General features: G+C 46.9%; 18 protein-coding genes. 16 read left to right on the forward strand and 2 right to left on the reverse strand.

Translation table 11 applies throughout. From position 1 onward, the window contains the following. The first annotated feature begins 13 nt into the window (after positions 1 to 13). Positions 14 to 1,120 (forward strand): rhamnogalacturonan acetylesterase, encoded by a 1,107-nt coding sequence (locus A8709_RS11440; RefSeq protein WP_065852473.1) that lies wholly within the window; start codon positions 14 to 16, stop codon positions 1,118 to 1,120. A gap of 1,124 nt (positions 1,121 to 2,244) precedes the next feature. Here the strand turns inward: A8709_RS11440 and A8709_RS11450 are convergent. Continuing rightward, positions 2,245 to 4,395 carry an S-layer homology domain-containing protein gene (locus tag A8709_RS11450; protein ID WP_208607668.1) on the reverse strand — a complete coding sequence of 717 codons (2,151 nt, stop codon included), beginning with the start codon at positions 4,393 to 4,395 and terminating at the stop codon, positions 2,245 to 2,247. Between the two features lie 386 nt (positions 4,396 to 4,781). Here A8709_RS11450 and A8709_RS11455 point away from each other — a divergent pair, with 386 nt between their 5' ends. From A8709_RS11455 to A8709_RS11510, 12 genes are all read left to right on the forward strand, one after another. Next, positions 4,782 to 5,072: a hypothetical protein gene (locus tag A8709_RS11455; protein ID WP_084224832.1), complete on the forward strand. Its 291-nt coding sequence runs from the start codon at positions 4,782 to 4,784 to the stop codon at positions 5,070 to 5,072. Positions 5,073 to 5,161: 89 nt separating this feature from the next. Further along, a complete protein-coding gene (locus A8709_RS11460) occupies positions 5,162 to 6,889 on the forward strand; it encodes an AAA family ATPase (protein WP_084224833.1) in 1,728 nt (575 codons plus the stop codon). Between the two features lie 376 nt (positions 6,890 to 7,265). Beyond that, on the forward strand, positions 7,266 to 10,580 hold the full coding sequence (locus A8709_RS11465; protein ID WP_065852476.1) for a discoidin domain-containing protein: 3,315 nt from the start codon (positions 7,266 to 7,268) through the stop codon (positions 10,578 to 10,580). Positions 10,581 to 10,723: 143 nt separating this feature from the next. Continuing rightward, positions 10,724 to 11,767, forward strand: coding sequence for an S-layer homology domain-containing protein (locus A8709_RS11470; protein ID WP_065852477.1), 1,044 nt, complete (start codon positions 10,724 to 10,726; stop codon positions 11,765 to 11,767). A gap of 251 nt (positions 11,768 to 12,018) precedes the next feature. Further along, on the forward strand, positions 12,019 to 13,806 hold the full coding sequence (locus A8709_RS11475; protein WP_167357057.1) for an LTA synthase family protein: 1,788 nt from the start codon (positions 12,019 to 12,021) through the stop codon (positions 13,804 to 13,806). A 264-nt stretch (positions 13,807 to 14,070) separates the two neighbouring features. Beyond that, positions 14,071 to 14,925: a sugar phosphate isomerase/epimerase family protein gene (locus tag A8709_RS11480; protein WP_141692494.1), complete on the forward strand. Its 855-nt coding sequence runs from the start codon at positions 14,071 to 14,073 to the stop codon at positions 14,923 to 14,925. A gap of 3 nt (positions 14,926 to 14,928) precedes the next feature. After that, complete coding sequence (locus tag A8709_RS11485; protein ID WP_065852479.1) at positions 14,929 to 15,963, forward strand: Gfo/Idh/MocA family protein; 1,035 nt, start codon at positions 14,929 to 14,931, stop codon at positions 15,961 to 15,963. Then, positions 15,956 to 16,726, forward strand: coding sequence for a 6-phosphogluconolactonase (locus A8709_RS11490; RefSeq protein ID WP_425262321.1), 771 nt, complete (start codon positions 15,956 to 15,958; stop codon positions 16,724 to 16,726). The genes A8709_RS11485 and A8709_RS11490 overlap by 8 nt, the downstream gene beginning before the upstream one ends. Then, positions 16,698 to 17,891 (forward strand): N-acetylglucosamine-6-phosphate deacetylase, encoded by a 1,194-nt coding sequence (locus A8709_RS11495; RefSeq protein ID WP_244163157.1) that lies wholly within the window; start codon positions 16,698 to 16,700, stop codon positions 17,889 to 17,891. Before A8709_RS11490 ends, A8709_RS11495 begins: the two co-directional genes overlap by 29 nt. Before the next feature lie 27 nt (positions 17,892 to 17,918). Continuing rightward, positions 17,919 to 18,764, forward strand: a complete 846-nt coding sequence (locus A8709_RS11500) for a sugar phosphate isomerase/epimerase family protein (protein ID WP_065852481.1) — start codon at positions 17,919 to 17,921, stop codon at positions 18,762 to 18,764. Positions 18,765 to 18,863: 99 nt separating this feature from the next. After that, positions 18,864 to 19,769, forward strand: a complete 906-nt coding sequence (locus A8709_RS11505) for an AraC family transcriptional regulator (RefSeq protein ID WP_065852482.1) — start codon at positions 18,864 to 18,866, stop codon at positions 19,767 to 19,769. 28 nt (positions 19,770 to 19,797) lie between these two features. Further along, positions 19,798 to 20,877: a Gfo/Idh/MocA family protein gene (locus A8709_RS11510; protein ID WP_065852483.1), complete on the forward strand. Its 1,080-nt coding sequence runs from the start codon at positions 19,798 to 19,800 to the stop codon at positions 20,875 to 20,877. A gap of 800 nt (positions 20,878 to 21,677) precedes the next feature. Here the strand turns inward: A8709_RS11510 and A8709_RS11515 are convergent. Then, a complete protein-coding gene (locus A8709_RS11515) occupies positions 21,678 to 22,868 on the reverse strand; it encodes an ROK family protein (protein ID WP_065852484.1) in 1,191 nt (396 codons plus the stop codon). Between the two features lie 197 nt (positions 22,869 to 23,065). Here A8709_RS11515 and A8709_RS11520 point away from each other — a divergent pair, with 197 nt between their 5' ends. The 3 genes from A8709_RS11520 to A8709_RS11530 all read left to right on the forward strand — a co-directional run bounded on the left by A8709_RS11520 (position 23,066) and on the right by A8709_RS11530 (position 26,449). Beyond that, positions 23,066 to 24,424 carry an ABC transporter substrate-binding protein gene (locus A8709_RS11520; RefSeq protein ID WP_065852485.1) on the forward strand — a complete coding sequence of 453 codons (1,359 nt, stop codon included), beginning with the start codon at positions 23,066 to 23,068 and terminating at the stop codon, positions 24,422 to 24,424. A 278-nt stretch (positions 24,425 to 24,702) separates the two neighbouring features. Further along, positions 24,703 to 25,656: a carbohydrate ABC transporter permease gene (locus tag A8709_RS11525; protein ID WP_065852486.1), complete on the forward strand. Its 954-nt coding sequence runs from the start codon at positions 24,703 to 24,705 to the stop codon at positions 25,654 to 25,656. Between the two features lie 4 nt (positions 25,657 to 25,660). Continuing rightward, positions 25,661 to 26,449 carry a carbohydrate ABC transporter permease gene (locus A8709_RS11530; RefSeq protein ID WP_065852487.1) on the forward strand — a complete coding sequence of 263 codons (789 nt, stop codon included), beginning with the start codon at positions 25,661 to 25,663 and terminating at the stop codon, positions 26,447 to 26,449. Positions 26,450 to 26,460: the final 11 nt, after the last annotated feature.

Here is a 26,460-nt window from a genome sequence, read left to right on the forward strand (position 1 = left end):
AAAGGAATCTATCATGATACAGACCTATAAGTTTGATTTCGGAGTCGGAGCTCCAGAAGAGGGGTATACCAAAGTTACTCCGCAAGATGGATACGAGAAAACGGTTGGATATGGATTCACATCTGTTGCGAATGTCTATGCGAAGGTGCGCAGCGAGGTAGGCCCTTTACGCAGAGATTTTTGCATACCGGTAAATACATCTTTTGTGGTGGATGTTCCAGATGGGACATACAGGGTGTCTGTCCTGCTAGGCGATGATATTGCGGAAACGGAAACGTCGATCACCTGTGGCGAAGGTAGGTTCATGCTTCATAGGCAGCGTGTATCGGCGGGGCATTTTGTCCGTACGAGTTTCTCCGTTTGGGTGACAGAGGGTCAATTAAAGCTTACATTTACAGGCAGAGCTCCGCGCATCAATGCGATGGAAATCGAGCCTGCACCGAGTGTGTGTATGCTGTTTTTAGCAGGTGATTCAACGGTGACTGACCAACCGACAGACGGGTACCCCTATGCAGGGTGGGGGCAAATGCTTCCCTTGTTCGTTAAAGCCGATGCGGCGGTTGCCAATTATGCGCTGTCAGGGCGCAGTTCTTTAAGCTTCATTCGCGAAGGTGTGTTAGATACGATTTGGAGCAAAATCAAACCCCACGATTACCTGCTCATTCAGTTCGGTCATAATGACCAGAAGCCTGACGAAGCCAGGTATACGGAGCCTTATACAACGTATAAGCAAACGTTGCAAACCTACATAGACGGTGCACGGGAGCGGGGCGCATTCCCGATTCTGGTGACGTCCGTGCAGCGTCGCTTTTTTGAAGAAGATGGTACCCTTCGCGATACGCACGGGGACTATTTGACGGCGATGCGCGAGTTGGCGGAGGCCGAAGAGGTGCCTCTGATTGATCTAGCCGCGCGCAGCAAGGCGTTGTTCGAGGCGCTTGGGCCGGAGGCAACGAAACAATTATTCATGTGGCTGGCCCCCGGTGAATTCCTGAATTTCCCGGACGGCGTGGAAGACAACACGCACTTCCAGCAGCAAGGCGGCATAGAAGTGGCGAAGCTTGTACTCGCAGGATTGAGGGAACTGAAGCTGCAGCCGTTGAGCTTGTATTTGCGGTAAGTGGAAGCCACTTACTCACTTACACGACAGCATACGTAGGGAAACTAGTAAGTTCAAACGGGATTGTAATTCCGTGAGCTCGCGGATCGCGCGGTAGACTAAGTCGAAGAAATCGACTTGCAAAAGGAAATGGAGTCCATAGAGGTAGACTAAGTCGAAGAAATCGACTTGCAGGAGGGAATGGAGTCCTGAGAGGTAGACTAAGTTGAAGAAATCGAGTTGTGGGAGCGATAGGGGTTCTGAGCGGTAGACTAAGTCGAAGAAATCGACTTGCAAAAGGAAATGGAGTCCATAGAGGTAGACTAAGTCGAAGAAATCGACTTGCAGGAGGGAATGGAGTCCTGAGAGGTAGACTAAGTTGAAGAAATCGAGTTGTGGGAGCGATAGGGGTTCTGAGCGGTAGAATAAGTCGAAGAAATAGACTTGGAGGAGCGAATGGAGTTCTGAGTAGTAGATTAAGTCGAAGAAATCGAGTTGCAGGAGCGAATTGTGCTCTGAGTGATTGATTAAGTCGAAGGAATCGACTTGCGGGAGGGAATGGAGTCCTGAGAGGTAGACTAAGTCGAAGAAATCGACTTGCAGGAGGGAATGGAGTCCTGAGAGGTAGACTAAGTCGAAGAAATCGACTTGGAGGAGAGAATGGAGTCCTGAATGATACCGAATCAGAGTCAATCGGGCAACAGATAATCGGAAAATCTCCTAACTTGCCCGAGTCAGAGACGATTCACCAGTAGATAATCGGAAAATCAGTCTAACTTGACCGAGTCAGAGTCGATTCACCTGTAGATAATCGGAAAATCCGCCTAACTCGCCGGATCAGAGTCAATCCTACAGTAGATAATCGGAAAATCCGCTTAACTCGACCGAATAAGACTCAATCCAGCAGTAGATAATCGTAAAATCTGCCTAACTCGACCGAATCAGAGTTGATCCAGCAGTAGTTAATCATAAAATCCGCCTAACTTAACCGAATCAAAATCAATCCAGCAGCAGATACCCGGGAAATCCGCCTACCTCGCCCCTTCAGATCCGCTAGCTGCCGCCACCCAGCAGCTTTACAAAGAAACGAGCCTCCTATATAGGGAGGCTCGCTTTCTTTTACAACTATACAACGCACAATCCCGCTATTGAATACTAATCGTTTGAATCGTAGCGCCAGTACCTTGCAGCAGAATTGCATGATTAGCTACCATATTCGCAATATTACCCAAGATCGTGACGGTCGATGCAACGTTATAGGTTGTCGTGGTCACTATGCCACTGCTGCTAGTTTGATTCAGGGTAATTGTTGCGATTTTACCATTACTGTTGAACGTTACACTGTTGAAGGTGCCCGAAACGCTGAAGCTTTGATTGTTTCCAGTTGTGAGCTGTGTAACCTCGGCGTAGACGGCAGAATTGTTATAGGATCGAACCTTGATCACATCGCCTGCCTGAAGGGCGGTTGCACTTACCAGAACACCTCCGCGGTAAATGAACGCTTTATCATTCAAGGTAACTGCTTGCGCTACATTCCCGCTAACCACGATTAACGTATTGTTAGAGGCAGAAACGACGGTTCCTGTCAGCAAGGAGATGGTAGGAAGCAACAGATTCGAACCATCTACATGCTGCGATACTTCGGCAGTCAGTACGACCCCGCTATTATAATGCACGGTAATGACGTCGCCTGGTTGAAGGACGGAAGGCGGGCACAGCACACCGTTGACATAAATAAATGTATTCGCATGCAGCTGAAAGCTGTAGGCTTTCCCAGCGCTTGTCACGGTAATTTGGTTATTGCTCACCGAACCGACAAGGGTTCCTGTCATATCGCCAGAAGTCGTTTGCTGTGAAACGGATTGTATCACTTCAATGACCGCAACTGAGTTGTTGTAGGAATAGGTGGTCAAGATATCGCCCACTTGCAGAGCGGATACATTCGTAATGGCGCCATTTCGATAGACGATGGCTCCGGTATTGAGCGGCAGACCTTTGACCTCGCCATTCGAGTTCACCAAAAGAGCATTGGAGCTGATCGGGTAGGCCATGGTTCCAGTCACTGTGCTGTCATAGTTGGTAGGTGTGCCTGTAGTGCCAACCGATTGTGTGACTTCGACGAAGCTTACACCGTAATTATAGGAGCGTGTACTAACAATATCGCCTAATTGTAAACCTGAAGCTGAAATTTGAGCGCCGTTTCGGAAAAATAAAGCATTGGCGTTGAGCGGGAGCGTAATCGTTTGACCGCCGCTCACGAGCGTCAGCGTGTTACCAGTTACAGCCGCTGCGACCATACCTGTTTTAACCCCGATAGCCTGTGATGGGTTCGTTGTTGGGTTGCCGCTAAGCTGTGTCACTTCGAGGAAAATAATGTTGTTATTATAAGAGCGGAAGTTTACGACATCACCCGTTTGCAGTGCGGAGCTGCTTACACGGGCACCATTTCGTAATATGAATGCATTGGCATCAAGGGGAAGACTGGATGTTTGCCCATTGGTTGTAAAAGTAAGAACATTGCCGCTGACAGGAGCGGAGACGGTTCCCGTGATCAAGCCATCATTGCTGCTAGGTAATTGATTCCCGGCGCGATCTAGTAAGGCGGCGATTTGTGCGCGGGTTACGAGTTGTTTGGGACGGAAGGTGTTGTCTTCAAAGCCGTTGACTAAGCCCTTATCGACCGCAACTTTGACGTAACCGATCGAGCCTGCAGGCACACTGGAAGCATCTTTGAAAGGAAGCTTGGCATTCATGTTTGCTTCAGCTTCATTCTGAAGTTTCAGCGCTTTGACAAGGAGGGTTGTGGCCCAGAGTCGATCTGCCGGCTGATTCGGATTAACATTCGTATCTGACTCGCTGAAGAGATCATTCTCTAAGGCAACGGCTACATAACCGACAGCCCATGCAGGCACGCTTTTGGCATCATTAAAATTAAGCTTAGTCGCCATTTCTTCCGCGGATTCCGCTTGATCACGCAACCCCATTAGTCGTACAGCTGCCGTGATGGCTTCGATACGTGAGACCGATTCCTGCGGTTTGAAAGTGCCATCTGGATACCCATCAAAAATCCGTCTGGAAGCCAGACTCATAATGTAGCGCAATGCCCATTCAAAGTCTTTGCCCTGTGTATCCTTGAAGTCGAATTTCACATTAACATTCTTGGATTTGTCTTGCGTAAACCGTGAATTGTTGTTGCGATTGTCGTCTCGGTTATCATGTCCGTTTTGAGCAAATGCCGTTGTTCCCATACCCATCACGAGTGTGAAGGCAAGCGTTGGTACTAACCATTTTTTCATACGCGAATGCTTCATCTTTTTCTTCTCTCCTTAATAAAATTGAATGAGTAGAAAATTGCGATTGTGCGATACGTGCTGAAGTTCGGTGCAACCTATTACATAATTCGGAAATAGATGGATTTTTATGGGTGTACCCAAAACTTGATTACGCTTTCGTTATCTAGCGGTCGTTACCATACGAATTTTCAAAGATTCCGTTGCATACTTCGGTCTTATTTTCCGACTAAATTAATATATTTTTCTTAAAACAACATTCATGTAGAAGGAAAATTACACTTTGTGAAGTATGTAATAGATATGTAATCGCTCTATCATCAAGTTGTCATCCGTCAACTTCTCACCCGTCAGTATTCCTAGCATAGTATGTAGGAAGGTGGTGATGAAAAGTGACATTTTCACTTGAGAGTTGGGTAGTTTACACGATGTGGGGAATATTTGGCTTAATGTTTATTGATTTTCTGATTGCCTTCTTCAAATCCTTTTGGGCAGGATCCTTTACACCCGCATTGGTGCTAGGTTATCTAAAAGATGTCCTATACTATGTATTGCCACTAAATTTCCTATTATCTATGGTTTCAATTGATCCCACAGTCTGGGCTTTGGTGGTTTTTTACTTCATTGGCGGCCTCGCTGTGATGATCAAGTATGTGCTCGATATCATTAAAAGATTTCAATAAGGAAGCTGGAGGCCCTACCTCGAGTAGGGCCTAGATCTCGTTTTTTTCATAGGGTAATTCTAACTTTATATACTAAGGAAGTGTAAGCCATGAGGAGATATCAATGGATTAAATGGCGGAAGTTCATCCTCTGGCTAACGGCCGTTGTTTTGTTGGGCGTGCTGTTATGGGTTGGCGGACCAACCTACTGGGGGATTGCGCTAAGTTTAGCCAGCCTACTGATGCAACTGGTTTTTGCAATGGCCTTTATGATCATCCAATTTGTTGCGCTCTTCTGGTTCTTGGCGCGAGGGCGAACGTACTGGATCCTACCTGGAGAGACAGGTTCCACGTGGGATGATTATCGAGGGAATCCGGAGATTGTGGAGAACGCCAAGCGAATTGTTACCTTGCTGAGAGGCGTGAAGGATTTCAAAGAAATGGGCGGAGAGGCTGTCCGTGGTTTACTTCTGTGCGGTCCGCCGGGTACAGGGAAATCTTACCTAGCGCAGGTTATCGCTAATGAAGCACAGGTGCCTTTTGCCTATGCATCAGCACCAAGCTTTCAGAATATGTTCTTCGGTGTCGGGAACCTGAAGGTTATGGGTATTTATAAGAAGTCACGTAAGCTCGCAAAAGTGTATGGCGCTTGCATCATTTTCATTGATGAAATCGATGCGATCGGGATGAGCCGACAAGGCGGCGGTGGTATGGCGATGGGCGGCATGATGGGTATGGGTGGTGGTTCTGGTCTACTCAATGAGCTGCTCTTACAGATGGATCCACCGAATATTGATAATTCCAAATTTGTAAAATTACTTCGTTCACTAGGCCTTCGCCGTAAAAAGGCAGAACGACCTGCCGTATTAACTATTGCAGCGACGAACTTGCCTGATGTACTTGATTCGGCGTTGCTGCGACCTGGTCGTTTCGATCGTCAGCTATGGGTCGATGTTCCTGACTATGATGGTCGGGTTGACATTTTCCAATACTATTTGAAAAAAGTAAAACTGGATCCTTCCCTCACAGCGGAGAAGGCTGGTATGGACTCCATCGGCTATAGTCCAGCGCAAATTAAGCATATTGTGAATGAAGCTGTTGTGATTGCTCATCAGCGAGGTGCAGCAGCTGCCAGCTATGAAGACTTCCGTGCAGCCATGGAGACGTATGAGTGGGGGCTTAAACAGCCCTATCGTTCCATGCAGGACGACGAGAAACGGAGTATCGCCTATCATGAAGCGGGGCATGCAGTAGCTCAGTTCTTGCTTAAACCTCACTCGCGTGTTTGGAAAGTAACCATTATTCGTCGTGGTGGCGCATTAGGACTCTCAGCTACGAAGGAGACACATGAGCGACACCTCAAAACGGATTCAGAGATGCTTGTATCCATTCAGGTCAGTTTGGCTGCTCGTGCTGTAGAAGATGAGTTCCTGCATACAAAATTGAATGGTGTTACGTCTGATTTACAGCGTGCAACAGAAGTAGCAGGTGCGTACTTGGGCATGATGGGTATGGGGAATGAGTTGTTCAGCTTCTTGGCTGTTGGCTCCCGTGTTGATGGACTCAAATCCCTTCGACCACAGATTAATGAGCTGCTGAATCAACAGATGCAAGAAGTGAAGAAGCTAGTGCTGGCGTATCCGGAGTTCGTTCACACGATTGCGGAAGAGCTGCTGAAGCGCGAAGATTTGACAGGCGAAGAAATCGAAGAGATTTTCGAGAACCTGTATGGAGACACGAAGCCAAGAGCTGTAGCGGTTAAGCCGATTCCTTTGAAAAAGCCGGTAGCGCTCGACAAGCCGTCTCCTGATGTTGTAGATACGGATGAGAATATGTAGGATTCCTAATGTTCATATGAAAAACCTTCTGTTCCACAAAAGTGGGATCGAAGGTTTTTTACTTATTAGCACCATGGCCGCCAAATATTACGTAAGATTAATTAGGGAGTGTCGATTGATGGAGACTCTTGTTGGAATTTGCAAACAAGGATACCCATCATAGTTAAAAAATGACAATACCTTGAATTCTCCTCCCATTCATCTTAAGTTTACCGCTTTCCATGAAAGCGTTATTTTTCTATGATTAGAATATCAACTACGAGACAGCATCCTACTTACTGCAAGAAGAGAGGGTGATCGGGGATATACATGTAATCGCTTACCAAGTGAGGGAATAAAGCATGTCTGCAAAGTTCTAATCTAAGGGAGGTATACGATGCGTAGTTTGAAAAAAATAGTTTCTTCTGTCTCGATGATGGCAGTGGTCCTCAGTTTATGGTCACCAGGTGTGTCTCATGCAGCAACGCCGATCACTGATGCCAATTCATCGATTTTTGGTCCCAATGTCTATGTCTTTGATCCGACGATGGCTTCTGCTGATATTCAAACGGCGGTGGATGGTGTATTTGCAAGGCAAGAAAGAAGTGAGTTTGGTACGGAAAGAGATGCGCTCCTCTTCAAGCCAGGAACGTATAACGGTAACTATTATGTTGGCTTCAATACACAAGTATCGGGTCTGGGTCAGAATCCTGATGATGTGTTGATCAATGGCGGGCTGAATGTGAATGCGGATTGGGATAACGGAAATGCAACGCGAAACTTCTGGCGGGGGATTGAAAATATCAGCATTAACCCGACGTTAAAGATTCCGGATCCAGCCCATATTACCCCAGGGAATACGCAAATCGCGGTTTCACAAGCGGCACCTCTAAGACGTTTACACGTGAAGGGTAAATTGAACCTGTTTGATTTTGACTCGAATTGGAATGCTGGCTGGGCAAGCGGAGGTTTCCTCGCAGACTCAATCATTGATGGGCAGGTTATTCCAGCTTCGCAGCAGCAATGGTTTTCCAGAAACAGTCAGTGGGCTAGTTGGTCCAATGGGGTTTGGAATATGGTGTTTGTTGGTGATAAAAATACGCCGACCGGTGCTTTCCCAGATCCGCCGTATACGGTCGTTCCGAATACGCCAATTATTCGTGAGAAGCCTTATCTGTATATCGATGGTTCAAATAACTATCAAGTATTCGTTCCTTCCCTTTCCCAGAATACGCAAGGTGCAAGCTGGGCGAATGGCGCAACGCCAGGTGATTCCATTGGGATCGACCAATTCTATATTGTTCGTGCAGACATTCCAGCTACTACCACTGCAGCGAACATCAATGCGGCATTAGCAGCAGGTAAGAATTTGCTGTTTACGCCGGGTATCTATCACTTGGATGATACAATTCGTATCAATAATCCAAATACGGTCGTGCTTGGCATCGGGATGCCAACATTAATTCCAACGACAGATAAACCAGCCATGAAGGTTGCAGATGTTGATGGAGTGAAATTGGCAGGGCTGCTCTATGAAGCAGGTCCAAATGCGACGTCTACGTTGCTCGAAGTAGGCCCAGCAGGAAGTGCGGCTGATCATGCGGCCAATCCGACATCCTTACATGACTTATTTTTCCGCACTGGCGGAGCTGTCGTTGGTCAAAATGCATCTCAAATGATCATTAACAGTGACGATGTCATCGGTGATCATTTCTGGATGTGGCGTGCCGACCATGGAGCGGGTGCCGGTTGGACACAAAACGTCTCGACCAATGGTCTCATCGTAAACGGTGATGATGTCACGTTGTACGGCTTGTTCAATGAACATCACAATGAGTATCAAACGGTGTGGAATGGGAACGGTGGTCGTCTGTACTTCTACCAATCCGAAATTCCATACGACGTACCGAATCAAGCTGCTTGGATGGATGGAACGAAGAATGGCTATGCCTCCTACAAAGTTGCTGATACGGTCACCTCGCATGAAGCTTGGGGATTGGGCGTCTACTCCTATTTCCGAGATGCAGCCGTGAAGCTGGAGAATGCAATCGAAGTGCCGGATGCGCCAGGTGTCAAAATCCATAATGCGACAACGATTTGGCTCAATGGTACAGCAGGCAGCGAAATCACACACATTATTAATGGTGTCGGAGGGCGTGTTTACGGTACATCAGGAAGCTCACAAAGACAAACCATTAATTTCTATGGAACTGATGTCGGCGACACAATACCACCTAGTGTGCCAACGAACCTAGCAACGAAGGAAACACCGGCTTATAATCGTGTCAAAATTGGTTGGACACCATCAACGGATAACCTTAACGTTGCGGGCTATGATGTTTATCGAGATGGTACGCTCATCGGTCATACAACGACTGCGGAATATGTGGATACGACTGTAAAACCATTAACTACCTATAGCTATACCGTGAAAGCCAAAGATGGTGGAAATAACTATTCAGCGTTGAGCGCTCCACTAAGTGTTACAACGCCGAAAAGAGCTTTGGATCGCTCCTCATGGACGGGGACTTCAACATCGGCAGATCCTGTAGCAAATGTATTAGATGGAGACATGGGTACGCGTTGGAGCTCAGGCAAGCCAATGGCACCATCTCCAGAGCAATCCATTACCATTGATATGAAAGTACCGACAAGCATTAATAGCATAGAGATGGATTCAACGGGAAGCAATAATGACTATGCGCGTGGATACGCCATCTATGTATCGAATGATGGCGTGAATTGGGGGACTCCAGTAACGACAGGTGTAGGCACGAATAAGCTTATTACGGTCGATTTCCCGCCGCAGTTGGTCAGATATTTTAAAATTGTTCAAACGGGTACGAACTCAAGTTGGTGGTCTCTCTACGAGGTGAGAGTATACGGAGCGGTTCCTCCTTCAGCTACCTTAGTAGGACCTGCAAGTGGAAAGGTTACAAGTGGGCAATCTTTCGATACGACAGTTAAGCTGGATAATGTCGTGTCTAGTGTATATGCCCAAGATATTCAACTTACGTATGACCCAAGCTTAATTGAATTTGTTTCAGCAGACTCCTTGAATCCCGCCATTACGATTATCGGCCAAAAAGATACATCTGGGCATTTACGTATCTTGACTGCCAATTTAGCTAATGGCGATGTGAACGGACCTGTGCTGACGCTGCACTGGAAAGCGAAAGCGCCAGAAGATAATACGTCAACTTCGATCTCGCTGGACAGCTTGGCCATCGCCGATTTGCAAACAGCCACGAACCTTGGACCAAGTTCGAATGTGATTTTAGTCAAAGCAATCGTCGATCTGACGATATTGAATGGCAAGATTGCAACAGCGGAATCGACGTACAGTGGTGCGACAGAAGGTTACGAAGTGGGTCTATATGTACCAGGATCCAAAGCAACACTACAATCAGCGATTGATGCGGCTAAACAAGTTGCAGCGAATCCAGATGTGACGAAACAGTTAGCAGCACAAGCGGTTACTGATCTTAATAACGCACTTGCAAGCTTCGCTGCTAAGCAATACCAAAGTTCGCCAGGCGACGTGAACAACGATGGCGTCTTCACAGTCGTAGATTTGGCCAATGTGGCAGCGGCTTATGGTAAAACATCAGCTGATACAGATTGGGCACAGTTCGAAAAAGCCGACTTCAACAAAGATGGCAGAGTTGATCTAGTGGATTTGGCAGCTGTAGCACAACGTATTCTAAATTAATTGAAATGGAATAAAAGGCATTCGATAAAGGAATAGGGCTGAGGCATCTCCGCTATGATACATTGTGTATAGTTTCATAGCGGGAGCTTTTGCTTTTTACACAGCAAGATACGTTCCTTACACGCTGAAAGGGGAAAACGATCATGGCTTTGCGAAAATGGTTGACTTGCAGTTTCGTCTTAGTATTTATAGTAGCGGTTATCCTTCCTACAGCAATTTGGGCCTCTGGGGCTGATTCAGCAGGTACGTTTACAATGTCGATTTCGAAGCAGCTGCCTAAGCTTGGAGAATCATTTGAAGTTGTTATCGATGGACATCAATTAGTGGATGCGTATGCATTCGAAATTAATATTGATTATGATCCTACTAGGTTAAAATTTATAGATGCCAAGTCAGATGTGCCTGGGTTCTCCGTTTCTCCCATTGTCAAAGACACACATATCCAACTCGCGCATACGCGTGTAGGACAAGGGAAGGGACTAGAGGGCGAGCAGATCTTGTTCAAACTCCATTTCGAAGCGATTCAGAATGGGAAGTCAGATCTTATTTTAAATAACGTCAAAGTGGTTGATTCTAAGCTCGTAAGTGCCACAATACAAATAAGTGCACGCACAGCGCTTACCGTTCATGATCCCTTCTCATTCAATGATCTCGATGATTTCGACTGGGCTGTAGATGCCATTCAAGAATTGGCTTCGAAAGGCATTGTGAATGGAACGGGTGATCGCCTATTTAGCCCAGCAGCTGCCGTAACGCGCGCTGATTTCGTCGTGCTGTTGATGAGAGCACTTGGGTTGAAGGGTACCGACGGTGCATCATTTGACGATATCCAAGCTGGCAGCTATTATGAACAGCCTGTTGCAGCGGCTAGAACATTGGGGATTGTGCAAGGTGATGAGGGGAATCAGTTCCATCCGACGGCTTCGATCACTAGGGAGGATATGATGGTACTCACCGATCGGGCACTTCGTGCCTCCAATCATTTCTCTGCAGCAACTCGTCCATCTGCGCTGACTGATTTCAATGATGTTCCTGCGATTTCAGACTATGCGGTGGAAAGTGTCGCCATCTTAGTGGGCATGGGGCTCGTTCATGGTTATGACAATGGCTTGCACCCGAAAGAAACGACCAATCGTGCACAGGCTGCTGTACTCATCTATAATTTGTTGAATGATATCAATAAATAGCCATGTAAAAGGACCTTAAAGCATCTGCTTAGAGGTCCTTTTTGACGCAATAATCGCCGTTATTTTCGCCATTTTGCAATATTTGTAGGCTACATCGGAAGGGGACTTGTGATAGAATGGAAAAATCGGCTTGAATTAACGAGGTATGAGGTGAAAGGTCTTTGCTGCAAATATCATCCTATAGAAGAAAAACATTGGGGTCTAGGGTCCAACATTTTTTACGTTTACTGTTAAGTAGCGAGAAGCTGACGTTGTATACGTACATAGCTATTCTATTGAAATCAGAGCTTTTGCTTGCCGCGCTGCATGCGCCAGGTATTGCGGGGCTCAATATTGGTAAAATGTATTTCACGGTGCCACCGGTCTTATCCCATTTTATGCTCATTTTGTTTCCTGTCGTGATTGGACTGTTCTTCAAAAAGCGCGGCCGCCGCAACTATTTAATGGGGCTCAATCTTGTTATTAGTTTGCTGCTCATCAGCGATGTCGTGTATTACAGGGCGTATTCAGCGTTTCTTTCGCTTCGATTTGTCCTGCATCCGAACGGTTTTAACCCGCTTGACTTAAATCTGTGGTCGTACATACGTCTATTTGATTTCTGGTTTGTCATCGACTTATTCCTCATCGGAATCGTGACGATCTTTCGCTTGCGAAGCACGTCGATAATGTCTCGCAAACTTGAGCGTAAGAGACATCCGATTCTAGCGCTGGTCCTGATGTTCATTGCGGTAGGAATCGTGTCTTACGATCATTATCGGATTGATGTCAAAGATACAACCAAAGGAGAGATGATGTTCTTCAAGCTGAGTTGGGCGCCGTTCCAATCCATGTCAGACATGTCTCCAATCGGCTATCATCTCTATGATGGGCTACGTTTGTTTGGCGAAGCGAAGGGAATCAATTTGACGGCACAACAACATACCGAGGTGCAAGATTGGCTGGCAAGTAATGCCGAGGGGTTGCCGGACAACAGTTATAAAGGGATGTTCCAAGGCAAAAACCTCATCGTCATTCAGGTCGAATCCCTGGAAAATTTCGTGATCGGCCAGAAAGTGAACGGGCAAGAAATTACGCCGAACATCAACCGCTTGCTGGGAAACAGCCTGTATTTTACGAACTTCTATGAGCAAGTCAATAACGGGACAAGCTCGGACAGTGATCTCATGACGACCACGTCAGTGTTTCCTGTTCGCATCGGCGCCAATTTCTTCCGTTACCCGACGAACACGTATAATTCGTTACCGAAGCTGATGCAAGGGATGGGTTACCAAACGGTTTCCACCCATTCAGAACCGGCAGGAAGCTGGAATTGGGTCGAAGCTCATCATAATATCGGGTACCAAACGAGCTGGGATCTTCGTACGTACAAGGAAGATGATACCGTTGGACTCGGACTTTCGGATGAGTCTTATCTCAGACAGCTAAGTGATAAAGTCACAAGTCTGCAAGCACCTTTTATGCTCCATGTGATTACCTTATCCAGCCATGGGCCATTCGATTTACCGGATAAAACAAGAAAGCTGCAACTTGATCCAAGCTTGGATAAGACGATTATGGGCGCCTATTTCCAGGCGATTAATTACACAGATAAGCAGATTGGCGCGTTCTTGGATAAGCTGGACCAATCCGGCTTGATGGATCAGACGGTTGTTGCCATTTATGGTGATCACACTGGCGTGCATAAATATTATCAAGACCAAGTCGATGCCATTCCTTCCTTGGAAAATGAAGCGTGGAGAACACATTCGCTGAAGCTGCCTTTCATCATTTACAGCAAGGGCTCAACAGGTGAAGAAATTTCGACCATCGGTGGTCAAATTGATACCTTGCCTACGCTTGCTTACTTAATGGGCGTAGACAAGTCCAAATTCGAGACGACGGCCATGGGTAAAGTTCTCGTGAATACGAATAAGAACTTCACGATTTTGAACAACGGCACACTCGTTGGGGATCCAAATGAGAAGGAGAAGGACCATATCCTGCGCTCCTTCCAGATCGCGAATTGGCTGCATGAGAGTAATTATTTTGCGAAGCCATAGTGCAAGTATGAGAATAAGGATTTCTTATAGGTAATAGATGTAGGACTGGTTCCCAAGTAGATTAATCTACACAGGAACAGTCCTTTTTCTCATTTCTACAGGATGAGAAATAGGAGGGACATTCCTTTTGCGCTATCTAACTTAAAAAATGTCAGTTTCCTTCGAAAGAAATGACAACTTTGCAATACGTTTTGTTGTTATAGTGAAGACAGGATTGAAAGCCTGAATCGTTGGCTTTTTACTTGAGTAAGGAGGATGTCCCTTGTGATATTGGAACGACTTGGTGTATTGACGGATGAGGTTTCTCCTCATTTGGAGGAAGCCTTACGATGGGCTTCAGAGCAAGGCTTAACGCATGTCGAAGTGCGTGTCGTGAATGGGCGTAATGTCGCCGAGATGACAGATGAGGAAATAAAGGAAATACGTCGTCAAGTTGAACAGCGAGGACTGTTTGTTTCCGCTATTGCATCCCCGCTATTCAAATGCGCGCTGGATCCAGCGAGACGTGTAGCTTCAGGGGACACCTTCGGCCAGAAGGAAGAAACGGTCGAAGCCCATTTTCATAAATTAGATCGTGTCATTGCGATTGCTAAACTGCTGGGTACGAGCCGAATTCGGATCTTTTCGTTCTGGAGGGAGGAACAACCTGCTCTTTATGAGGGGGAGATTGCTGCGCATTTAAGAAAGGCGGCTGAGATTGCTCTTGAAGCTGGCGTGGAGCTGCTGCTTGAGAATGAGCCTGCGTGCAATGGCGGTTATGCCGAGGAGGTGGCGGCGATTGTACGACGTGTAGACTCACCTGCCCTCAGAGGCTTATGGGATCCGGGTAATGAGGCATATGGCGGGTGCGAATCCTATCCTGCAGGCTACGCGAGTATGAAAAGTGTCCTTTCCCATGTTCATCTCAAGGATGCTTATCTCGATGTGGACGGCAGGGCGCGTTGCGTACCCCTAGGTTCGGGCAATGTGCCTGTCATTGCTCAGTTGAAAGCCCTTTTGGCCGATGGGTATGAAGGACTATTCACGATCGAAACACATTATGTTCCAACTGGTGGAAGTAAAAAAATGGGTACGCAAATGACGTTAGATGCGCTTCGCGTTCTGTTAAGTGAGGTATAAGGGATGGCGAATTGGAGATTTGGTATCATTGGCTGCGGTACGGTTGCTGATTTCCATATGGAGGCTATTCGTCAGATTGATGAAGCGAAGCTTACGTATGTATCCAGTCGCAACGAGGCAAAAGCTAAAGAAGTGGCCGAACAGGAAAAATGCGCATGGACGACAGACTATCATCAGCTCTTAAGTTCGCCTGAGGTCGATATTGTCTGTGTGACAACGTCAAGTGGGAGCCATGCCACGATTGGCTTAGATGTGCTCAGGGCTGGTAAGCATCTGGTTATTGAGAAGCCGATCGCGATGCATGCTCAAGATGCGGAGAAGCTTGTACGGACGGCGAAGGAAATGGGCGTTCAGCTTTCTGTCATTTCACAAAGGCGCTTTGAAGCACAGAATCAAGCCATCAAGCGTGTCTTGGATGAAGGTGGATTAGGCAAGCTGCTCCTCGTAGAAGTATCACTCCCTTTCTTTCGCTCACAAGCCTATTATGACAGCGCGGGCTGGCGAGGGACGAGAGATGCCGATGGCGGAGTGTTGATGAATCAAGGAATCCATAGCCTCGATCTGCTATTGTGGTTTGCTGGCGAGGCCAAATCGGTATTTGGCAAAATTGCCACACAGACACATGCGATGGAAGCGGAGGATTTAGGATTAGCCATCGTTCAATTCGAGAATGGAGCCTTGGGCAGTATTATGGCCTCAACGAGTATGAACCCTGGTTTCGCTGCAACGATTCATTTGTATGGTGAAAAGGGGACGATTAAGCTGGAAGGTTCGACGATCGTCCATTGGACGGTTCCAGGCTGGAGTGAGCCGAATCGGACTGCGCGAAATACCTATGGGGGTATATCTGATCCGCGTGATATCGTGTCGGATTTCCATCAAAGTCAATTGATTGATGTCATGACCTCGATTGAAACGGAACACCCCCCTTTAATAACAGGTGAGGATGGCCTTCGTGCCGTTCAGCTTGTCGAGCGAATTTATCATAGTGCCGCACAAGGGAGAGAACTCGCGATGAAGGGAGAACATGATGCCTAGTCAAATGCTATTGAAAGAAATGCAAGTGGATGCGTTGAAAGTGCGTGTTTATCAGAATCGTAAGGCGATGGGGACGGCGGCAGGTGTGGATATCGCAGGGAAGATCAAGGAACTGTTGATGGTAAAACCAAACATTCGGATGATTTTTGCCGCTGCGCCATCACAGAGTGAAGTGCTCCAGTATCTCAAAGAGGATCCTACAATTGATTGGTCGCGAATTACAGCCTTTCACATGGATGAATATATCGGTTTACCTGTCGATGCACAGCAGAGATTCAGTCAATTCTTGTGTGACCATCTCTTTGATCATGTCCATCCAGGGACTGTTCAGTTGATTGATAGCTCAAGCTCAAGTGAGCTAGAAAGTATACGCTATAGCGCTTTATTACAGGAGGCTCCCATAGATATTGTGTGTTTGGGCATCGGAGAGAATGGCCACATTGCCTTCAATGATCCCCCCGTTGCTGATTTCGAGGACACGTTGCTCGTTAAAACCGTAGAGCTCGAAGCAGCATGTCGTCAACAGCAGGTGAATGATGGCTGTTTTCCTTCCGTTGAAGCGGTACCGACACATGCCATCACGTTAACCATCCCAGCTTTGCTGGCTGGTGCGCATTTATTCTGCGTCGTGCCAGGGAAAACGAAGCATCAAGCGGTGACGAAGACGCTGCAAGATACGATTTCAACAGCGTGTCCTTCAACAATTTTACGAAATCATGTGGATTGTACGTTGTATGTCGATTGTGATGCGTATGGACAATAGGAAGAGACAACAAATTCAAGCGCTTCATTATCGAACAGGCGAGCCGATTCTTATCGACATTCAGCGTGGAGTTCTGGCTGCCATCACATCAGTTCAACTCGATGAGGAAGCAAAGAGAGCCTTGCCCATTGTGGCACCTGGCTTAGTAGACTTGCAAATCAATGGATTTGCAGGCATCGATTTCAATGATATTCCCTTCACGGAAGCGTCCATTAGCAAGGTGATTGAATTACTATGGCGTGAGGGAGTGACTTCATTTTGTCCAACGATTATTACGAACAGCGCGGAAGCCATCGAGCAGGCGGTTGCGACGATTGATCGTGTGTGCCAAGGAGATCCTTTGGCAGCCCAATGTATCGTGGGTATTCATCTCGAAGGCCCCTTTATTTCGCCGGAGGACGGTGCGAAGGGTGCTCATGACAAAGCCTACATAAGGCCACCTGATTGGGAGCTGTTCTGCCGGTGGCAAGCGGCTTCGGGTCAGCGAATTCGTATCCTGACATTATCACCCGAATGGCCGTGCAGCGCTGAATTTATTAGTCGCTGCACGGCTAGCGGGGTCATGGTTTCTATTGGCCATACGGCAGCAACGACGGAGCAAATTCAACTTGCCGTCGAGAGTGGAGCGCGGATGTCCACGCATCTCGGCAACGGCACGCATCTGACACTGCCTCGACATCCCAACTATATGTGGGAACAGCTTGCCCAAGATCAACTCGCGAGCTGTCTGATTGCCGATGGTTTCCATCTGCCAGACCAGGTGCTGAAAGTTGTCATGAAGGTGAAAGGACCGAAGGCCATCCTCGTTAGTGACGCGGTTGCAATCTGTGGTCTGCCCGCAGGAACGTATACCACCCACGTCGGTGGTGAAGTCGTCCTAACGCCAGAGGGAAGGCTGCATCTCGCACAGAATGAGCAGCTTCTGGCTGGCTCCGCCCAGTTGCAGCGCTGGGGAATCGAGCATCTGACCTCCCGTGGTCTTGCGACCTTAGCTGACGCTTGGGAGATGGCATCGACGAGACCCGCGGCCTGTATGGATTTTCCAATTAAAGAGGGAGTTGAGGCTCATGCTCCTGCAGATTTGGTGCTATTTAGACGGGAAGCACATCGTATCATCGTCGAGATGACCTATAAAGCTGGAGAATGTGTATATCAAAGAGATTGAAATGGGATTATCTGAGGAGGCCTTATCGTGAAATTCGCAGCATTTAGTGGCGTATTCGCAGCTCATAGTATGCAAGAAGCGATGCTTTTGACCAAACAGTTAGGGTTTGACGGAATTGAGATTGCAGCAAGAGGTAACCATATCACCCCGGATACTAGTCCAGAACGTATAACGGAAATCAAACAATTAGCGCAGACCTTACAATTAGACATACCGGCGCTGGCTGGATATATGGGGGGATTTTCTACAGCGAGTGATAAGGAATGTGCCATCGCGATTGACGAATTTAAACGTCTGCTGGACATTGCAAGTGAGCTTGGAGCCTCGATGATTCGCGTACAGCCGGGCGGTCCTAATGCCTTCATGGCGCAAGATTATCATTATACGAAAGCTGCTTATTGGCTGAATTTATGTGGGGTCGAGGCAAGAGCCAAGGGCATTCAAATTGTTCTTGAGATTCACAATGAATCACTCGTCGAAACGGTACCCAGTGCCTTGAAGCTTCTGAGTATGATCGAACAAGACAATATCGGACTGATTCATGATGCGGGGAACATGTATATTACGGATACCGACTATGGCAGAGAGTCCGTCTTGCAGTTAGGCAAACATCTTGCCCATGTCCATGTCAAAGATGAGAAACGTGTTGCGGAACTGGGTGCACCAGGGACGTTTCGGAGTCTGACGCATCGTGGGAATGAAGCTTTCTTGCAATCTCGCTTAGGAGAAGGCGAAGCAGATCATCAGCCGTTGTTCGACGCCCTGCGTGAAATTGGCTATAGCGGTTGGTTGACCTTAGAATGCCATGCACCTTTCCCGGCTGTTGAGCGACTAGCCTATGACCTTCATGTTGTAAAAAACATGTTGGCTTAAGACGAACAGTTTTTCACCCAGTAAAAAAAGATTGTGAGAAAGAAGAGCCCTATCGTATGCTAATGGGAACTGAAAAAAGGACGGATTGGAGTTGTGAGAGTGGGATTTGACCAAGGGATGCCGTATTTACAGAGCAAGTTACAATTAAATAAGGAATTTCCTTTTAAAATATTCCGCTATGCCAGCCATCCCCTGCAGCAACCCATGCATATGCATGAATATTTGCAGCTGGCCTATGTGCTTAAAGGGCAGTGTCAGCATCAAGTACGTGGGAAGTCTTTGGTAGTTGGCAAAGGGGATGTCTTCCTCATCCTTCCTGGTATGGAGCATAGTCTTCAATCCATGGCGGATAAGGAATATGAAGTGGTGATGATTGATTTCCTGCCGGATCTTATTGCAGAACCTATGAAGCGTTATTACCAGATTAGAGCGCCACGTTTCGCGGTAACGGCGGGGGAGGACTGGATAGCTTCCCTGCCTAATGCGTGGCTGCATATTGGAAAAAATAAGCAAATATTGTTCGAGCAGCTGCTGCAAGATATGCAGGATGAATATGAGATTAAGGAACTCGGGTATGAATACGTGATCCAGCTTTCACTTGCAAAACTGCTAGTTACGATGGACCGCGAATTTCGAAAAGTGAAGCGGAAATCCACACAGCAGCCTGCGTTAGCTGATCAGCAGCCGATTGATGAAGTGAAACGGTATATCAATGACAATTACAGCCAGGACATACCGCTTGAACATGGTGCGTATTTGGCCAAAATGGCGCCTGCCTATTTCAGTCATGTGTTCAAAAAAGAAACGGGTCAAAACTTTGTGGACTATGTGAATGAGGTCCGCATTGAACAGGCGATGATCTTAATTCGCCGCAATACACATACGATTACTCAGATCGGATTTCAAGTAGGTTATCATCATTTAAGCCATTTTATCCGTACTTTTAAGAAACGCGTGGGCATAACGCCAACGGAGTACAAGAAAACATTCGGCAATACCCCATAAATTTGCAGGAGAAAGAGGGCAAATCGGAATGAGTCAAGATATTATTAAAGTCGGTATTATTGGACAAGGTCGCAGTGGACGCGACATTCATGGCAATTTACTCGTGCAAATTCCAGAATATTACCAAATCGTAGCCGTTGCCGATTCCATACCAGAACGGCAAGCGCTAGCCACCCAAGAGTATGGCTGTCATTCTTATTCAACATGGGAAAAGATGGTGGAGAACGAAGAACTGGATCTAGTGATCAATGCTTCGCCGAGTCATCAGCATTTTGCGATCTCACTGGAGCTTCTGAATCGTGGATTTCATGTTTTGTGTGAAAAGCCGCTTGCCAAAACGGCGGCAGAGGTCGATCAACTGATTGCAGCCTCAGAGCGTTCGGGCAAGCAATTGCTGGTCTTTCAGCAATCGCGCTATCAGCCTGCTTTTAGGCAAATGAAACAGATTATCGAATCCGGTGTCTTAGGGAGAATTGTCCAGATCAATTTCAGCTTGAACAATTTCGCTCGTCGCTGGGATTGGCAGACGTTGCAAAGTAACAATGGCGGCAACTTGATGAACACCGGCCCGCATCCATTGGATCAAGCTTTACAGCTGCTTGGCACGGAGAGTTTGCCCGACATCACATGCATCATGGATCGAGCAAATACGTTCGGTGATGCGGAGGATTATGTGAAGCTGATTATGAGAAAAGCCGGGCATCCAACGATAGATCTGGAAATTTCCTCGACCTGCGCGTATCCTCGGGAAACCTACAATATTCAAGGCACGCTAGGTGGAATTAAGGGGACAGCGGAGGCATTGGAATGGAAATATTTCGTCCCGGAAGAAGCGCCTGAGCAGAAGCTGATTAGAGAACCGCTCGTCAATGCGGAGGGTCTACCCGCTTATTGCAGTGAAACACTTACGTGGCATACAGATAACTGGAAGCAAACGATTGCTGAGAATCGCACCTTGATGAGTCATATGACAGAACAATTGTATCTCATGCTGCATCGAACGCTTACGCAAGGGGTGCCTAGTGAAATCACGCCGCAGCAGGTTCGTCAGCAATTGCAAGTGATTGAAGAATGCCAGCGGCAGAATCCGCAGATTTATCAGGACTAATGAAAATGGAGCTAAGCAGCTTGCATGCGCTTAGCTCTATTTGTTTTTGGCGTATGGTGCTGTATGCAGCAAATCGTGGGTAACCGAAACTGCTGAGATTCAGGCTTACTTTATGGTGGCTCGGAGCTTACACCCGTAGAAGGGAAAATTGACTATGTGTTCAAAAGAAGGGCTCGCTGCAGGCCTCGGGTCTTAGCGGGGAGATAGTCGGAGAATCCGACTATCTCGAGCAGATCCGGGGCCCGAAGCAGGAAGATAGTCGGAAAACCCGACTATCTCGAGCAGATCGGAGGCCCGCAGCGGGAAGATAGTCGGAAAATCCGACTATCTCGAGCAGATCCGAGGCCCTCAGTGGGAAGATAGCCGGAAAACACGACTATCTCGAGCAAATCCGAGGCCCTCAGCGGGAAGATAGTCGGAAAACCCGACTATCTCGAGCAGATCCGAGCCTCGAAGCGGGAAGATAGTCGGAAAATCCGACTATCTCGAACATATCCGAGGCCCGCAGCGGGAAGATAGCCGGAGAATCCGACTAGCTCGAGCAAATCCGAGGCCCGAAGCGGGAAGATAGTCGGAAAACCCGACTATCTCGAGCAGATCCGAGGCCCTCAGCGGGAAGATAGTCGGAAAACACGACTATCTCGAGCAAATCCGAGGCCCGAAGCGGGAAGATAGTCGGAAAATCCGACTATCTCGAACATATCCGAGGCCCGAAGCGGGAAGATAGCCGGAAAACCCGACTATCTGGATACGCCCCGAGGCCCGCAGAGGTAAAACCTCTATCAGGTGTACTGGTTAGCTTAATCTAACAACGAATACCCAATAATTGCGCTGGGTAGCTGTCTAACGACCATCGAGATGCCGCCGTGAGCCACGCCTAACTCTCCCAAATCCGAACAATAGATTTCGAGATTGTTCAGGAAGCGCGCGGGAATCATCTCGTGCAGCGTTTTCCATATCGAGTTGATTAGAGGTGCACCTAGGAGGGCGAGTAGGCCGCCAATACAGATGACACGCGGGTTATAGGCATTAATGACATTCGCTATACCTATACCTTGATAGTGGCCTAGTTCATTCACCGCGCTGATGATGCGAGAATCGCCGTTTCGCAGTCCGTCTATTAAATTAGCGAAGGGGAGCACCTGCGGTGTCGTCTCTAGAAGATCATAAAGTGCCTTAATCGAGGCATACATTTCCCAACATCCGCGATTTCCACACGAGCATTTTTTCCCATTGATGTGTATGGTAGAGTGGCCTAAACGTCCTGCGGTACCAGCCGTGCCTGTAAATAACTCGCCTTTGTCATATACACCGACAGATAATCCCCATGAGCTTGTCACGTACACCAAATGCTCCACGGAGCGGGAGCGCCCGAAATGAACTTCGCCCATAGCGCCAGCGTAAGGAGCCGGATTCAGGTAAATGTTGAGATTCGGATTGTGTTTCGTTAAGCTATCAAGCAGCGGGAAATCGGTCCATTCCTTCAGGTTGGCGCTGTATTCGACGACATTCGTTTGGAGATTGTAATACACGGGAATGACGACGCCTACGCCGATGATACCTAATTGCCGATGCGAATGGGCTTTCTCCAAATCTTGAAGAATACGAGAAATGGCACTGACAAAATACTGCGGATCTTTGCTTTCAGCGGGATAAATCATGCTGTCGAGCTTTTTACCAAGAATATCCGTAACGAGTACAGTGAACTGATGAACCTCGATATCGATTCCCACGCAGATGCCTGCGTTTTCATTGAGATCGACAAGTGTTGGTGGACGGCCGCGTGAGGTGCCTGTTGTTCCTAATTCGATAACAAGTCCCTTTTGCACGAAGAGATCCACGCAGCTGGATACTGTCATTTTGTTGAGACCTGTTAATGCGGCAATTTTGGCGCGTGAAATCGGGCGATACTTTAATATGGTTGAGATTGTGTGCTCCATATTGATTTTTTTGACTAGATCATAATTTCCGATCGGACCCCTTGAATTCATCCCTATCACAACCTTACTCTTGCGCAGATTATCGTTTATTTAGTATGAATATTATACAAATTTTAGGGTTTTGTCAAAGAAAAACCGTGTATTTTCGCATATTTAAAAATAATCGTGCATTTTATTAGTATAGGTTATATACTAAATAAGAAAGTAGCTGAAAGCGGTTCCTACTATTGAATAAGGGGTGTTTATTCATGAGGAAGTTTAGTTGGATCAGTCTTATGTTTGTTTGCATGTTGATCTTCTCAGCCTGTTCGTCTACAACCAAAGACACAAGCGCGTCACCTTCTAATGGGACGAAAGCAGCTGAAACGAAAGCGCCGGAATCACAGAAGCCGGCGGATATCAAAGGTGAGATCTCTTTTTGGTCGTGGTCACCAGAAGATAATGTGTGGCAGCAACTGATCAAATCCTTTAATGATAAATATCCGAACATTAAAGTGAATTATGTACACACGCCGTCTGCGGATTATGAGAAGAAAATACAAGTTGCGATCCAAGGCGGAGAAATTCCGGACGTGATGGCGTTCGCGAATGGACCGATGATCAAAAATTACTCGCCAATTCTGGAGCCCTTAGCGCCGCTTGCGGAGAAGTCCCTAGGCAAGGATTGGGAGAAGCTGTTCAAAGCGACACCGCTAGAATCCTCCAAAAAGAACGGATACAGAACGATGCCGACAGGCGTAGCCGTTACTCCCTTCCTTTCGTATGATGTGGACCTATTCAAAAAGGTAGGCGCAGAGCCACCTAAAACTTATGAAGAACTGAAACAAGTGATCAAGAAATTCGATGACGCCAAATTACCTGGGGTATTACCTCGTTTAGGCTTTGCTGGTGGGAAAAGTGCTACAGTGACAGACGTATTCTACACGCTGGTCAATCAAATCGCACCTGGCAAATTATACGATGCAGACGCCGGTAAAGTGAAATTTACAGATCCGTCGTTCATCCAAGCAACGAATGCGTTCAAACAATTTTACACAGATAAAATCTTCCAAGATGGCAATTTAACAACCAAGTACGATCCGGATTTGCGCGATATGTATGAACAAAAGAAACAATTGCCTATGATTCTGGTCGGCGCTTGGATTATGAATGATGTAGCGAATAAAGATGGCCTGAAAATCGCTGATCGCACCTTTGGACTTGTGCCAATGCCGACGATTGAAGGTGGTAAAACAAGCGTTTTGATCAACGGCGACGTACCGCTTGGCATAAGCAAAGATTCGAAGAATAAAGAAGCTGCCTGGAAATTCGTTGAGTTTATGGCAACAGGTGATTACCAAACAATTCTAAGCAAAGCTTTGCAATTCCTGCCTATCAAGGAAGGCTTGTCGATGGATAAAACGAACCTGAAAACAGACATTGAGAAGCAGTCCGTTGATTTGATCACCAATGAAATGACGAAGGACGTTGGCGGCATCCGTTTCTTGGATAATGCTTCGATCGAGCAAGCGTTGTTCGTAAATTTGCAAAAAGTCGCCACGGGCACGATCACAGCAGATCAGGCTATGGCTGAGGTCCAGAAGGCTTCAGACGCAGTGAAACGTTGATAACGAATGAGGAGGAAGAATATACGCATTCATTCCCTTATTTTATCATTAAAATGGTGTGTCATGACGACTAAGATGTCGATCATGGGCAGCTTGGGATAGTGCCTATACTACGTATGGTATCGCCACGAGCTCGGCGCCGAATTTGGACGTTGTGAAAGCCGTGTCATTTTGCCCAACTGGACTATATTTTTTTTATTAAATAAGATTGGATTGTCCATCTATTGGACCTCCGTCACTAGCGTGAGGAAAGACGTGATGGCGGAGGATCCTCCCTCATGGAATGGAAAGCGAGGAGAATTCATGTGCAAATCGCTTTAACAGAAACGGATACAGAAACGAGTACTGCGATGCCATCTGCCAAAAAGAAAAAACACCGATTTACCGGATTATACTTCGTGCTGCCACTTCTGCTGTTAGTCTCTGTCTTTACGTTCTTCGGTATTTTCTACAACATCTACATTGGGATGTTTGAATGGTCGGGGATCGGGAGCAAGACGTTTATTGGCTTTGCCAATTATGTGACGATTTTTAGCACGGCGGAATTTTATGAAGCGCTTGGACATACGGGTTATTTTTTGCTAATTACGATACCGGCTTCCATGATACTGGGGCTACTTTTGGCTACTTTATTAAATGGTGTCTGGAAAGGGGAAGGCTTATTCAAGTCCATCTTCTTCCTCCCGCATGTGATTGCGGTTGTGACGATCGGTACGACTTTCGCAGGAATTTATGAACCTAACTTTGGTTTATTGAATGAAATGCTTAGAGGTCTGGGATTATCCAGCTGGGCGAAATCCTGGTTGTCCGAGCCCGCTACAGCGCTGAATGCGATTGCGGCCGTCTATATTTTTGCCAATACTGGCTTCTATATGTTGATCTACTATACGAGTCTGCTTAATATCGATCAAGAAATTTGTGAAGCTGCCAAAATCGATGGAGCTAACGTGATCCGACAATTCCGTCATATTATTTTCCCCATGCTGAGTGGAACGCACATCACCTTGGCTATTCTGGGCATCATTCATGCCCTGAAGGTATTCGATTTGGTCTGGATTATGACCGAAGGCGGCCCAGGCGGCGCAACGGAGCTGATTTCCACGTATTTATTCCGAGAATCCTTATTGAAATACAATACGGGGTATAGCGGAGCTGTGTCCGTCGTCCTTCTGCTTATTGCCTTTGGTTACACAGCCTTCCAACTACGTATGTATAACAAATTAAGGAGGTAAGCGAATGTTCGGTCGCATCCAACTATCGGAGAAGATTACGATGAATGTTCTGCTTCTCCTTGTCGCAATTGTATGGCTTGTGCCACTTGTTTATCTGTTGGGCTATTCACTAGAGGGTGACCACTGGGGAAACTATCAAGCTGTGCTCAGTCTCAAGCTATTCCCGCATTTCCTCATCAATAGCTTCATTGTGTCTGTTTCCGTGGTCATTCTGTTGCTGACGGTAGTCGCTTTGGCTGCATTCGGCTTCAGTAAGGCAACATTTCCAGGAGCATCTTCCATTTTTGCAATTTGTTTAATCGGCCTTATGATTCCACCTGTTGCGATGTTAGTCCCCTTGTTTCAAACGGTCAAATCGTTCCACTGGATGAATACCTACATGTCGTTAATTGGTCCAGAAGTCGCGATGAGTATCCCGTTTTCGCTGCTGCTTGCGCGCAATGCCTTCGATGAGATTCCGAACGAGCTGCTGGAGGCGGCGGAGATGGATGGGGCGAATGCCTGGGGGAAATTTGTTCGCATTATTTTGCCATTAGCTGTGCCTGTTCTGACAACAATTGGGATTCTGGCTTTCCTCAACTCCTGGAATCAGTATTTGTTTCCGCTTGTTTTCATTAATAAAGAGACGATGCTGACCGTGACGATGGCGCCTAAGTTCTTCATCAATGAATATACATCCGATTATCATAAGGTTTTCGCAGCGCTCGTGCTGATTACGATTCCAATCGTCATCCTATATTTGTTTGGTCAAAAGTATATGCAACGCGGTCTGACAAGCGGCGCCATTAAATAATCGCGGAAATA

The sequence above is a fragment of the Paenibacillus pectinilyticus genome, from assembly GCF_001700435.1.
GTDB lineage: Bacteria > Bacillota > Bacilli > Paenibacillales > NBRC-103111 > Paenibacillus_E > Paenibacillus_E pectinilyticus.

What these genes read in the sequence shown, in the direction of transcription:
- A8709_RS11450 (WP_208607668.1), bottom strand. Translation starts at nt 4,395, where the DNA reads ATGAAAAAATGGTTAGTACCAACGCTTGCCTTCACACTCGTGATGGGT.
- A8709_RS11495 (WP_244163157.1), top strand. Translation starts at nt 16,698, where the DNA reads ATGTCGATTGTGATGCGTATGGACAATAGGAAGAGACAACAAATTCAA.
- A8709_RS11530 (WP_065852487.1), top strand. Translation starts at nt 25,661, where the DNA reads ATGTTCGGTCGCATCCAACTATCGGAGAAGATTACGATGAATGTTCTG.
- A8709_RS11485 (WP_065852479.1), top strand. Translation starts at nt 14,929, where the DNA reads ATGGCGAATTGGAGATTTGGTATCATTGGCTGCGGTACGGTTGCTGAT.
- A8709_RS11525 (WP_065852486.1), top strand. Translation starts at nt 24,703, where the DNA reads ATGGAATGGAAAGCGAGGAGAATTCATGTGCAAATCGCTTTAACAGAA.
- A8709_RS11515 (WP_065852484.1), bottom strand. Translation starts at nt 22,868, where the DNA reads ATGAATTCAAGGGGTCCGATCGGAAATTATGATCTAGTCAAAAAAATC.
- A8709_RS11510 (WP_065852483.1), top strand. Translation starts at nt 19,798, where the DNA reads ATGAGTCAAGATATTATTAAAGTCGGTATTATTGGACAAGGTCGCAGT.
- A8709_RS11460 (WP_084224833.1), top strand. Translation starts at nt 5,162, where the DNA reads ATGAGGAGATATCAATGGATTAAATGGCGGAAGTTCATCCTCTGGCTA.
- A8709_RS11465 (WP_065852476.1), top strand. Translation starts at nt 7,266, where the DNA reads ATGCGTAGTTTGAAAAAAATAGTTTCTTCTGTCTCGATGATGGCAGTG.
- A8709_RS11490 (WP_425262321.1), top strand. Translation starts at nt 15,956, where the DNA reads ATGCCTAGTCAAATGCTATTGAAAGAAATGCAAGTGGATGCGTTGAAA.
- A8709_RS11520 (WP_065852485.1), top strand. Translation starts at nt 23,066, where the DNA reads ATGAGGAAGTTTAGTTGGATCAGTCTTATGTTTGTTTGCATGTTGATC.
- A8709_RS11440 (WP_065852473.1), top strand. Translation starts at nt 14, where the DNA reads ATGATACAGACCTATAAGTTTGATTTCGGAGTCGGAGCTCCAGAAGAG.
- A8709_RS11470 (WP_065852477.1), top strand. Translation starts at nt 10,724, where the DNA reads ATGGCTTTGCGAAAATGGTTGACTTGCAGTTTCGTCTTAGTATTTATA.